At 47.8% G+C, this 11,972-nt stretch carries 9 protein-coding genes; 5 read left to right on the plus strand and 4 right to left on the minus strand.

Translation table 11 applies throughout. The features are described from left to right. The first annotated feature begins 96 nt into the window (after positions 1-96). The 4 genes from ACZ5R2_RS19305 to ACZ5R2_RS19320 all read left to right on the plus strand — a co-directional run bounded on the left by ACZ5R2_RS19305 (position 97) and on the right by ACZ5R2_RS19320 (position 4,308). Entirely contained in the window at positions 97-1,047 is a 951-nt protein-coding gene (locus tag ACZ5R2_RS19305) for a M23 family metallopeptidase (RefSeq protein WP_464902988.1), read from the plus strand. Next, on the plus strand, positions 957-1,397 hold the full coding sequence (locus ACZ5R2_RS19310) for a bactofilin family protein (protein WP_464902987.1): 441 nt from the start codon (positions 957-959) through the stop codon (positions 1,395-1,397). Before ACZ5R2_RS19305 ends, ACZ5R2_RS19310 begins: the two co-directional genes overlap by 91 nt. 258 nt (positions 1,398-1,655) lie before the next feature. Continuing rightward, complete coding sequence (locus ACZ5R2_RS19315) at positions 1,656-2,750, plus strand: alkene reductase (protein ID WP_464902986.1); 1,095 nt, start codon at positions 1,656-1,658, stop codon at positions 2,748-2,750. Between the two features lie 169 nt (positions 2,751-2,919). Next, complete coding sequence (locus tag ACZ5R2_RS19320) at positions 2,920-4,308, plus strand: SLC13 family permease (RefSeq protein ID WP_464902985.1); 1,389 nt, start codon at positions 2,920-2,922, stop codon at positions 4,306-4,308. 53 nt (positions 4,309-4,361) lie between these two features. On the opposite strand, the gene ACZ5R2_RS19325 is transcribed toward ACZ5R2_RS19320, so the two are convergent. Then, entirely contained in the window at positions 4,362-5,534 is a 1,173-nt protein-coding gene (locus ACZ5R2_RS19325) for a Bcr/CflA family efflux MFS transporter (RefSeq protein ID WP_464902984.1), read from the minus strand. Between the two features lie 213 nt (positions 5,535-5,747). Beyond that, on the minus strand, positions 5,748-7,115 hold the full coding sequence (locus tag ACZ5R2_RS19330) for an MATE family efflux transporter (RefSeq protein WP_464902983.1): 1,368 nt from the start codon (positions 7,113-7,115) through the stop codon (positions 5,748-5,750). A gap of 63 nt (positions 7,116-7,178) precedes the next feature. On the opposite strand from ACZ5R2_RS19330, the gene ACZ5R2_RS19335 reads away from it, so the two are divergent. Continuing rightward, the gene (locus ACZ5R2_RS19335) at positions 7,179-8,069 is read left to right on the plus strand and encodes an AraC family transcriptional regulator (protein ID WP_464902982.1); all 891 of its coding nucleotides are present in this window, start codon (positions 7,179-7,181) and stop codon (positions 8,067-8,069) included. Positions 8,070-8,195: 126 nt separating this feature from the next. Here ACZ5R2_RS19335 and ACZ5R2_RS19340 read toward each other — a convergent pair whose 3' ends face one another. Continuing rightward, a complete protein-coding gene (locus ACZ5R2_RS19340; RefSeq protein WP_464902981.1) occupies positions 8,196-10,037 on the minus strand; it encodes a CBM96 family carbohydrate-binding protein in 1,842 nt (613 codons plus the stop codon). Further along, positions 10,034-11,557 carry a DUF1800 domain-containing protein gene (locus tag ACZ5R2_RS19345; RefSeq protein ID WP_464902980.1) on the minus strand — a complete coding sequence of 508 codons (1,524 nt, stop codon included), beginning with the start codon at positions 11,555-11,557 and terminating at the stop codon, positions 10,034-10,036. Before ACZ5R2_RS19345 ends, ACZ5R2_RS19340 begins: the two co-directional genes overlap by 4 nt. Positions 11,558-11,972 lie beyond the last annotated feature (415 nt).

Consider the following 11,972-nt stretch of genomic DNA (forward strand, 5'->3'; position numbering starts at 1 on the left):
ACAGCGAAATTTCACGTTATAATGGCTTTTTCCTGACATGCTTATAGCGTACAGTCACCCCTATAAGCAGTAATGTTGTAGACCCGCCAAGTAGTAATGAAAGACCAGCTTACCATATCTATTTCTTCTATTAATGGATCCAAACATTGGCACTTTAGTAAGCGAGCGCGAGTTCGTTTTAAAGCCTTCTGTTATGCCATTTTTACTGTAGCCACTTTTACGATACTGACATTAGCGTATTTGTATCACACGGTAGACGATTTTCAATTGCGCAATGCTGAGCTTATTGGTCGCTCGGAAGGGCTAGCTGCGGAGCTTGATGCTCTAAACCAACTCAAAGATGATTTAGAAAACGACTTAATTGAGCGCGAGGAGCGGGTTGAGTTTGTTTCCGATAGATTGGCTGACATTGAGCAATTGTTGAATGTAGATAAGTTAGATGAGCAAACCTCACTGGAGTTTCGTCTTGATGCTGCCAATATTGCTTCTAGCACGCGCTTGATGATGTTGTCGCAAATTCCAAACGGTTCGCCGGTTGCCGGCAACCAACGTATATCGTCGAAGTTCGGTATGCGTACCCACCCGATCACCAAAGCACAAACCATGCACCGCGGTATCGATTTTGCCGTCAATACCGGTACCAAAGTGTTTGCTCCAGCCGATGGGGTTATTGAGGTGACGCGGAAAAGTGATCAGGGCTCGGGTAACTTTTTGCGGATTCAACACGCGTTTGGCTTTGCCAGCTCTTATTCACATCTTCATCAGTTTAAGGTTCGTCCAGGGCAGTTCGTCCGTAAAGGGGACCTAGTCGCCATCTCAGGCAACAGCGGTTTATCAAGCGGTCCACATCTGCACTACGAAGTGCGTTATGTCGGCCGCGCATTAGATCCTGCGCGTTTTGTCGCGTGGGGTGTGGATGATTTTGAGTCGATATTTGTAAATGAAGGAGGAGTTCCATGGGAATCTTTAGTCGAGACAGTCGAGACACGGGTGGCACAACTGTTGCCACCCTCATCGCCAAAGGCTGTTACACGAGTGGCCAACTAAAAGTAGAGGGTGACATTCAGGTTGATGGTGTGATCGAGGGCCAGTGTAACGTCCAAGGCACGTTGATCATCTCTGAAACTGGTCGAGTTAAAGGTGAAATCCATGCCGAGAGATTGATCGTCAACGGCATCGTTGAGGGTGAGTGTCATGCTCCGCACATGCAGGTGCTGGGTAAGGGCAAAGTGAACGGCAAGGTACGCAGTAACGACCTGTGTATTGAACCTGGTGGTAAGTTTATCGGTGAAAACTCTGAGTTACCGGGTAACGAGGTTGTTCAGCTTAATAGCACTAACGAGATAGTCGACAAAAGCCCAGCGACGGGTGCGAAAAAGACCACGAAAACCGCATAATACTCCATACCCAAGTCACCTCAGTGTACCGATAAGGTACCTTGAGGTGATTTGGGTATACTTATCACCTCTACCATTAGTCTGATCGTGACTTAATATTTGATGCTTGCCATCAGAATAACAAAACGTTATCGACAGCATAAAAATCAATAATTTTATAAATTTCAAAGTTCAGCGTATTTTGGCGGTAACTGGCTGTTGAGATGATAAAAATCATAACCTTACAGCGAATATCAGCAGATAAATAGGTAGTAACTTATGACCCGCTCACTTTTTCAAAAGCAAAAACTTGGTCAACACACATTAAGTAATCGCATTGTGATGCCACCGATGACGCGCTCTCGTGCCACTCAACCTGGTAATATTGCCAACGATATGATGGCGACGTATTACGCCCAGCGTGCCAGTGCTGGTTTGATTGTTGCCGAAGGTACTCAAATCTCTCCGCTTGGCCAAGGATACGCCTGGACACCAGGGATCTATAGTGCAGAGCAGATTGCTGGCTGGAAAAAGGTCACAGATGCGGTTCATAAGCAGCAGGGCGTCATTTTTGCCCAGCTTTGGCATGTAGGTCGTGTGACTCACCCGGACAATATCGGTGGTGAGCAACCAATCTCATCTTCGGCAATCAAAGCCAAGGATGTTAAAGTCTTTATCGATAATGGCAGTGATGAGCCGGGCTTCGTTGACGTTGTTGAGCCAAGAGCTATGACCAAAGCCGATATCGACAAGGTGATCGGCGAGTATCACCAAGCGGCGCTCAATGCGATCGAAGCGGGTTTTGATGGTATTGAGTTGCATGCTGCCAATGGTTACCTGGTGAATCAGTTTATTGATTCGGAGTCGAATCAGCGTATCGATGAGTACGGTGGAAGCCTAGAGAATCGTCTGCGCTTTTTGGATGAGGTGGTTGCATCATTGGTCGATGCGATTGGTGCAGACAAGGTCGGTGTGCGCCTTGCGCCTTTGACAACACTCAATGGTACCGTTGATGCGAATCCACTGGAAACCTACCCGGCCGCGGCGAAATTACTCAATAAGCACAACATCGCTTACTTACACATCGCGGAAGTGGATTGGGAAGATGCACCTGAAACCCCGGAGCAATTTAAGCGTGACATGCGCGACTCTTTCTCAAACGTGCTGATTTGGGCCGGTAAATACGACGCGGATAAAGCTCAGCAGGCGCTAGATTCAGGCGTTGCAGATATGATTGGCTTTGGCCGTCCGTTTGTGGCTAACCCAGATTTACCAGCGCGTATCGAACAAGGGCAACCTCTAGCGCCACACGACCCGGAAACCCTGTTTGGTGGTGGTGAAAAAGGCCTGACTGATTATCCTACCTTCGCATAAATAGCAGATTTTATTGAAAAAAAGCCGCTAATGTACTAGCGGCTTTTTTGTATCTGATGAAAATCACAAACTGGAAAAATTGTGCTTCAATTGCGACCAAGGTCTAGTATTCCCTCAGGTTCATTGTGGGATTATAAACAGGTCAATAGCAACGACAAGGATCGGAATCATGCATAGAAATGACCTCTATCCACTCCCCACCAACACCAGAGAGTGGTTTTTTAACCGAAATAGTATGATTGTGCTGGCGGATATAGCACTGTTTCTCACCCTGTATTTAACCCTCCCATTTGAACCTGACGTCGTGTTGGGGCTGAGTATTCTGGCATTTATCGCGGTACTATGGCTCACCGAGGCGCTGCATGTCACCATCACGGCAATCTTGGTGCCTGTGCTTGCGGTGGTGTTGGGTGTGTTCGATACCCAGACCGCACTAAACAACTTTTCAAACTCGATCATTTTCTTGTTCTTGGGCGGCTTTGCACTTGCGGCAGCGATGCACCGACAAGGACTCGATAAGGTGATTGCGGATAAGGTGTTGGTGTTAGCCAAGGGTAAGATGAGCGTGGCGGTATTTATGCTGTTTGGCGTGACGGCAGGTTTATCGATGTGGATCAGTAACACGGCCACGGCCGCAATGATGCTGCCGCTTGTGCTCGGGATCTTGAGTAAAGTCGATGCGAAAAGTGAGCGTAAAACCTATGTCTTCGTGCTACTTGGCGTTGCTTATAGTGCAAGTATTGGTGGGATCGCGACCTTGGTAGGTAGTCCGCCGAACGCGATTGCTGCCGCAGAAGTTGGCCTATCATTCAGTGACTGGCTGGCATTTGGTCTGCCGACCTCCTTGATTATCTTACCTGTCGCTCTAATGGTACTGTATTTCACCATGAAGCCTGATCTGAAAGGCAACTTTGAGCTTAATTATGAGCCTGTTGATTGGGATAAAGGGAAAGTCGTTACCTTAGCTATTTTTACTACAACGGTATTTTGTTGGATCTTCAGCAAACCTATTAATGGCATGTTAGGTGGGCTAAAAAGTTTTGATACGATCATCGCATTGTGCGCAATTATCGCGGTCAGCTTTGCCCGTGTCGTGCATTGGAAAGATATCGAAAAAACCGCTGACTGGGGTGTGTTGTTGCTGTTTGGTGGTGGTATCTGTCTGAGTAATGTATTGCGCAGTACTGGCACTAGCGTCTTTCTTGCCAATGAGTTAAGTGAGTTGATCGCTCACTTAGGCATCTTCTTTATCATCGCAGTGGTCGCAATCTTTGTGGTGTTCTTGACCGAATTTGCCAGTAACACGGCCAGTGCTGCGCTACTGATCCCCGTGTTTGCGACCGTCGCTGAAGCCTTTGGTGTCTCACCCGTTGTGCTATCAGTACTCATTGCTGTGGCGGCATCATGTGCCTTTATGCTTCCGGTGGCTACGCCACCCAATGCGATTGTCTATGGCTCAGGCCACATTGAGCAAAGTGATATGATGCGCGTGGGGATCATCCTCAACATTATGTGTATCGGGGCCCTGACCATTATCGCGATGCTATTCTGGCTATAGAGGTACTCACATCATAACTATTCATTAGCCGCCTTAACTGGCGGCTAATTGGTTTAAGGCTGAGCTTTGAAACCGCGACTAATGTTAATGAGCGACATACAGGCGAATACGGCAATGATGATCGCCAATTGCCAAGCAAACTGAAGACCCATTTGGGTTAATCCCATACTCACCAGAGCGGACATTATCATTTGACCACCTCCAGCCATTGCCGCTGCGGCCCCAGCTTGTTTCTTGTAGGGCTGGAGCAACATGGTTTGCGCGCAGGGCAGAGCGATACCGTTACCGAGGATCATCAATAAGTGGCCAAGCATCATCATCAACGGCTCCAGTGGGCAAAATGCCAGCCACAATGCGGCGCAAAGATGGAAGACAGGTGACCAGTACAGCATGGCCTTGGTCCCTATCTTGGGCCTAAAACGGTTACACAAGCTGGTGCCAATCAACATCCCCATCGCTGGAATGAGTGCCCATAGAGCAAACTCGTCAGAACTCATGCCAATTTGATCTTGCATGATAAACGGCATCACTGAGATGGTGGTGATCATCAGGCTAAAATTAAGCCAACTGATCGAGGCAAAACTGACAAAATAGGTCGACTGTAACAAGGCCTTATATTGCAAACCCATTGTCTTTGGTGAAGGGACTTTTGAGCGCTGATTTGAAGTCTCTTTAAAGAAAATAAGCAGTAACAACCAAGCCGCTGAGACATAAGCAAACAAGGAAGCAAATACCATCATCCAGCCAAAGTGATGGTTGATAAAGCCGCCAAGTACGGGAGCGAACAATGGCGTGATTGACGCTGCCATCGCGATATAGCCAAGCGCTTTCGCCAGTTGGTCGCCACCATGGCTATCACGGATGGAGGCTCGAGCAAGAACCGCACAACACCCCGTACCAGCCCCTTGTAGCAAGCGTCCAAGCACTAAGGCTTCTAGTGAATGGTGGAACAGCAGAATACTCACAAGACCAGCTGCTGCAATAGCAAGACCAAACAGCAGTACCTTCTTTCTTCCCAACGCATCAGAAACCGGACCGTACAAAAACTGGGAAGGACCAAAACTTAACAAATAGACACTGACAAGCAACTGCGTTTGGTCGAGAGACACGCCAAAGTCGTTAGCAATAGAAGGCAATGATGGGATCACGAGCCCCATACTGATTTGTCCGACACTTATGATTAAGCAGGCGAGAAGAAGAACGCGTTTATTAACTTGGGAGCTCATTGATTGTTTGGATAATAACTATTTGTCGTAGAATAACACTAATTCGCCTCATACCAAAAAAAAGGTTCGAGGTGCGGGTTACACTTTGTTCCGAGGTGCGAGGGGTTCATCGTTTTAGGTCATATTTACCGATCCTCGTAGGGCTTACTGGTGCCCGAACCCTTGTGTTTAAATTAGGGGCGAAGCCCGCACTCGCACCTCGCACCTTGGAATTTATTCCGTCGCTAGGGTGAGGTCTTTTACCCAGATACATTGGCGGTAGCGGTGGTAGCACAAGCACAGCTTGATCACCTCTTCGCACAGCATGGCGGTGTAAACCAAGTGAAAGGGTAGGCCGATGATAAACGCTCCGATGGCGGTAAATGGAAGGCCGACCAGCCACATCGCGATAAAATCGATACGTAAGCAGTGGCTATTTTCGCCCCCAGCACGCAGTACGCCGTTGATAATCATAAGATTGCTCATTCTGATGCCAAGGCCAATACAGATGACCACGATAGCCGGGGCTGAAATAGCAATGTATTCAGGGCCATCTAGACTTAGCCAGCTTAAGATCTGATCGCGCAGTAAAAACATCACGCATGAGACAGTGAACGCGGCTAATAGATTAAACTTTAAAAAGCGCTGGGCATTATCCTTAGCCTCTTCAAAGTTACGCTGGCCAAGTGACTGACCAATGATCACTGAACTTGCGACAGACAGTCCAAAGAAGATTGAGTAGCATAGTGACTCAAACGGGCCAAACATGCTAAACACAGCCAGCTCTGTGGTACCAAGGTGACCAAAAATAATCTGGTATACCAGCGTGCCAGTGCCCCACAACACAGCACTACCTATACCAGGGATAGCGAGTTTAACAAACGAGCGTTCAACCGCTAGATCACGACTTTCCTTTGACCAACCCTTGAGCCAGTGATTGCGTTTTGCGAGGTAGACAATAAATATTGCCAGTTGGAAAACACGCGCAATGGTTGTCGCAAGGGCAGCACCGGCAACCTCCATTGCAGGGAAGCCAAAGTTACCCTGAATTAAGCAGAAATTGAGGAAAATATTCACTGCAATGGTCACCGCGGCGATATTAAGCGGCGTAACGGCATTGCCCGTCGAGCGCATACTGGACTCAAACATGATGATCACGTGCGTGAGTAGTAAAACGGGTGCTGCATAAATCAGGTACTCTTTACCCAAAGCGATGACGGTAAGATCCGGCGTCTGCAGGCGCATAATCCAATCGGCAAACACGACGATAGCAATCGAAATTGGGATCAGAATTAGGATACCTACGTAAACGGCAAAACGTGTTATTTTCCGGCATCTAATCACATCAGACTTGCCCCAGTATTGTGCGATCAAGATCCCATTTGCAATACCAAGCCCAGCCATCACCATGATAGCGACGAAGTGCCATTTTGCCGCAATACCGACTGACGCTGTCGCGGCTTCACCAAAGCTGCTCACCATGAGTACATCAGCGAGCGCAAGTATTGATACTAAAGCACTTTGAATAGCGACAGGGATCCCGAGCTTAAGTGTGCGGCTGATTAAAGAACGAGACTGTGATGTGAGTGAAAAGGTTTTCATAAAGGTACATCTCCTGTCTAATAGCGAGGGCGTCAACTCTAAAGCTTTTTAGGATCAACTGAAATGTTCAAACAACCAAAAAATCTGTGCGAATCTGTCATTGCCAAAGAGCAGTTTAATCGAGATTGGAAAGATGACCTATTTCTCAGCCCTGCGTGCTATGAAAGGTTCTTGGTCGATGCGGATATTCCAGAAATGCAGGAATTTGGAATTCATATGGCCGGGATGTCAGAACTGAGAGAGGCCTACTGGGTTGAACGTACCAAGCCCGACACTCACACCATTTTGATCACGGTGGAAGGCGAAGGACAATTGCTGACAGAGCAAGGGGCTGAGCAGATCACACCATCGACAATCACCATCTTGCCTGCCAATGTGCCATTTCGATTTGAATTGGCGCCTCTCGCATCGGGTTGGAAAATGATCTGGATACTTTTGAAAGACACCGACTCTTGGTCAAGCTGGCATCAGCAAGCCAAAAGGGTCACCAACTTTGAAGATGCAGAGCGGACATGGTCAACGATTCAACTGCTGCATGCAGAAATTGGCGGAAGAAAAAGCTTTCGTCGCTTCCTACTGGCTGAACTCGTGCGAGTGCTCAATCAAATAGAGCCCAGTGATTACGACACGCCCACTCGGGTTATGGCGGTTTACAACCTTGTCGAATCCCAGCTTCACTTGGATTGGCGAGTCTCTGAAGTTGCCAAGCGCTGTTTTCTCAGCGAAGAGCAGCTCAATAGAGTGACGTTGTCACTGTATGACTTAAACCCACGTTCATATATTGTGATGCTAAGAATGACTCGGGCTGCAGCATTGCTCGAGCATACCGACTGGTCAATAAAAATGATTAGTGGTCGGTTGGGTTATCAAGACCCAAACAACTTTTCGCATCGCTTCAAGAAGTATCATGGTATATCGCCTAAACAGTTTCGCACCAAAGCCTTTGCTAAGTAGTGCGAAGGTGGGTTTAAAAACGTGACACTTCCCAATGACAAACTGTTGACCTAAATGAGTAAGAGGATATCGGGCGGTGTTGCCCGATATCCTCAAGGTGCTTAACCTACGATTTACTGACGTGTGTCACGCATTAATGACAATATGTGGCGCTAAATCAACCGAGTCCTCTTTACTTGCATAACTGTGGTCCGCCTTGCTGTTTTTCGCACTGGTTTGGGCTAGGGTCAAAGAAACAGTGCCGCTGCTTCCAGCCAGTAAGTCCGTCACGTCCACGTCTATCCAACTGCCTACCTGAGAAGGTGAGACAGTGAAGCTATTACCTGCAGCGCCTTTTGCTGGCTTGGTATTCCAGGTCACCGTCGACTCGCTCCAACTTGTGTTATCAGTACGATAAATGGTCACCGTCCGTGAGTCGGCAATATTACAATAGCTCACATATAAACGCAGTACGGCGCTGCTGATCGATGGTGTCGCCAGGTCAAATTTGAGTAACGTCTCCCTTTCGAAGTTACCATTGTCTAACTTAACGGTAAGACGAGCATTGTTTCCATAGTTTTTATCTGCATGCTTCCCTCCACGCACAAAGCAGTCTTCGCTGACCACTACCGTACTAGCCTGTGGCCCAGCATCACCTAGGATACCTAAATACCGGCTCGGGAAGGCATTGGCGTTATTCGGGTTAAGGCTCGGGAAAATGAGATCTATACCACTGTCGCCTAGGCCAAACCACTTACACAGTGTTGCCGCCATCTGCTCAGAAGAGGTAGAAGGGATAAACTTGTTACCAATCGCATCGTTGCCGTCACGAATAAACTCTGGATAGCGACCATACGCCTTACCGCCTGCAACTGGGCCACCCACAATAAGCTGATTACTACCCCAACCGTGGTCCGTACCTAAATTACTGTTGTTTTCTATCGTCCGGCCAAAGTCTGACATAGTAAACAGTACCGCCTGATCAGCCATGCCTTCTGCTACTAGTGATTGATAAAATGCTGTAACGGCTTGGTCTACGCCTGAGAGTAAGCCCTCATGACGTCCTTTCTGATTGCGGTGGGTATCATAGCCCCCAGTGGCAACGAAAAACACCTGTCGGCTATGACCAAGATCTTGACTGGCCTGCATAAGCTGTTTGACGGCACGCAGTTGTGAGCCAAGCGAGCTATCTGGTATCGACGTGTCGACCGGGTAACCATCGAATATCGACTCGAGCGTTTGCTGGAAGTCAACCACACCTTTGAGCCGAGCCAGATACTCGCGCGAAAACTCCGAGCCATAAGGTGATGAAACCATATCTTCAAACGTGTTGGTGATAACGCCGGAGTGCCCCATGGCATCCATCGCCTTGATACCACCACTGGACACTTGCAGCGCTGTACGAGTTGAGCCCGTCATTAATTCGTTATTACTAAACGCGAGTTTTTCTGATATGGGAGAGGATAAGTCGCCAAGAATGTCCATCATCAGGCCAGCCCAGCCATAGGGGTGGTACTCGCTGGTATTCCAGCTGTATTGCCAGGCGAGTTGCTGCTTGTTGTGTGCGCCGATATTAGCGGGCTTACGTACCGAGCTGTAATTGCTTTTATTGGTTGGCTCAAGCAGGGTGCCGACGTTGACTAACGGTGCTGCAACACCGTCTTGAATTAATTGCGCAATGCCTGGCATGGCAGCGTTCATTTTTAGTGTTTGCCCTTGGTCATCAACGAACGATTGGGCAGCCATCGCACTCTCGACGAGGCCAATATCCGGCCTAGAGGCTAGGTAGTTTTGATAGTTAGCTCCTGTGGTGGGCACCACCATGTTAAAAGAGTCATTGCCGCCATATAAGAATAGGCAAATCAGTGCTTTGTAATCACCGTCCTCTGCTGCGAAGGCAGAGCTAGGAAGAGTGAGACTCAGTGGTGCGAGACATGAACCACTAACGGCAGCGGAACCTTGGAGAAATCTGCGACGTGAAATTTTCATGAGACTGACTCCTGTATCATAAAGTCGGGAGAGATGATGACGAAGAACAATAGCTTAGGTATTGAATAGACGGGCGTGGCATGCACATCGTAGATTTTCTGCAAATGTGCGGTCAGTGGCTCAGACATCTGTCCATGAAGGAAGCGGTTTTTGAGCAGATTTACAATCCCTGCAAAGTCATCGTTATTGGCGAGAGTTTCAAGGTCCGATGTATTGACGTACATTTCGAGCTTGGTATTACTTTTGCTGCGATGCTGGCCATTGGTCCAGACAAGTTTGTAGGCAATGTCAGCAAACTTGATTGCTTGGTTCCAGTCTATCAGTTCTAGCTCGGGAGCGGCTAACCCTGCCTCTTGTAGTGGACCTTCTGGACTATGAGTCGGTGAGAAAAAGTTAAACACAGACGGCGCACCGAGAGGATACTGGTTAAAGGTAGATTGATACTGCATCGAGTTGTAAATAATATCGCTGTTTTGTCCTGGGTAGGCATTGAGCGCGCGATAAACATAGGTCATTGCCAGAATAGGCTCTCTGACTTTGGCTACTTGATTGCTGTTCTCCTTGAGTACCTCACTGTCGGTGAGGATCGCTTTAACCACAGCAGCGAGATCGCCATTGGTGTGGTTAAATACGCTGGCAACTCGGGCAATATAGGCGCTGGTTGGATTGGACGTCACTAGGCGCTTTATCAAAAGTTGGCTAATATTTGGCGCTGTGCTTGGGTGTGCCATCAAAAGGTCGAGAAAATGGTTGAGCTCGTCTTCGGCGCCAATACCTGCTGGGAAAATTTCATTAAAAACCACCTTCTCATCTAGGTCGTGGTATTCATCATCGGCCACCATGGCATCGTACATAACACCATTTGCCCCGTTGTTGTCTAAAAACCAGCCAGTGAAGATGCGCGCTACATTGCGAATAGTATCATCGTCATAGGTCGGGATAGCTTGCCCGTTGTCGTCAAGCTGAGGCGAGCCATCGATATTCAATACTTCTAAGCCAATCGAGAATAACTGCATGATTTCTCGAGCGTAGTTCTGGTCTGGGTCGACGCCTGTTATTGAGCGGGGGAGATTCCCTGCCATAGTGAGAAAGTGCCCCATGATCGGCGAGCGCGTAACATGGTAGAGCAGGGTGCGATAGTTACCAAAGGCATGTTCAGCAAGTAGGTCATAGTAGTGTGCGAGTTCAACCGGGTAGGGACTCAGTTGGCTATCGCGATCATTAACCACCACTATTTGGCTTAGCGCGAAAGCAACTTTTTGGCGAAGTTGGGCAGAACTGGATAGCGCAATATCGAACCAAGCACATACGCGCATCTCTTGACTCGGTTGAGACTCTCCTCTTTGCTGCATTTGGTAGAGAGTTTGATTTTCGTGCGAGGTATAAGCTTGGCTAATTTGATCATCGATCCAAGCCGTTCGGTCATCGATGTTGAGAAGGGATTCAATTTCACCATCTTTTATCCCCATTGTCGCCATATCGAGAAACCGAGACGCCTGTCGGTAAGTTAAGTTTTCCATAACATTCACCTTATTTTAGGAGCGAGGGGCGAGGTACACTTTGAGCTGGGGTGAGCATTAACCGTGCATGATAAACCCCCGAGCCTCATAGAGGCAGTGACCACTGTGTCTACATCCGCTTTTTTGATCCACGCTAGTTCACGCTGAACCAAGTTTATGTGGGGTGCTACGAAGCTGAGTTTGGTCAAGTGAGACACATCTACAAATTTAGACAAATTATTATGGAACCAATATCACATAGTGTTTTATGGTACTCCTTACGGTTATTATTTGGTGTTTCGTGCCGATTGCTAATAAAAAAGAATGGATATGCAGATTGATGACATTGGAATAAATGACTTAGTGGTAAGCTCGGTGATCAAATAAATTCGATACACAATTATTGGTATTTGGATGAGAATTGATGTGATGTTTG

The organism is Vibrio sabulosilitoris, from assembly GCF_055391395.1.

What these genes read in the sequence shown, in the direction of transcription:
- ACZ5R2_RS19305 (WP_464902988.1), top strand. Translation starts at nt 97, where the DNA reads ATGAAAGACCAGCTTACCATATCTATTTCTTCTATTAATGGATCCAAA.
- ACZ5R2_RS19310 (WP_464902987.1), top strand. Translation starts at nt 957, where the DNA reads ATGGGAATCTTTAGTCGAGACAGTCGAGACACGGGTGGCACAACTGTT.
- ACZ5R2_RS19315 (WP_464902986.1), top strand. Translation starts at nt 1,656, where the DNA reads ATGACCCGCTCACTTTTTCAAAAGCAAAAACTTGGTCAACACACATTA.
- ACZ5R2_RS19320 (WP_464902985.1), top strand. Translation starts at nt 2,920, where the DNA reads ATGCATAGAAATGACCTCTATCCACTCCCCACCAACACCAGAGAGTGG.
- ACZ5R2_RS19325 (WP_464902984.1), bottom strand. Translation starts at nt 5,534, where the DNA reads ATGAGCTCCCAAGTTAATAAACGCGTTCTTCTTCTCGCCTGCTTAATC.
- ACZ5R2_RS19330 (WP_464902983.1), bottom strand. Translation starts at nt 7,115, where the DNA reads ATGAAAACCTTTTCACTCACATCACAGTCTCGTTCTTTAATCAGCCGC.
- ACZ5R2_RS19335 (WP_464902982.1), top strand. Translation starts at nt 7,179, where the DNA reads ATGTTCAAACAACCAAAAAATCTGTGCGAATCTGTCATTGCCAAAGAG.
- ACZ5R2_RS19340 (WP_464902981.1), bottom strand. Translation starts at nt 10,037, where the DNA reads ATGAAAATTTCACGTCGCAGATTTCTCCAAGGTTCCGCTGCCGTTAGT.
- ACZ5R2_RS19345 (WP_464902980.1), bottom strand. Translation starts at nt 11,557, where the DNA reads ATGGAAAACTTAACTTACCGACAGGCGTCTCGGTTTCTCGATATGGCG.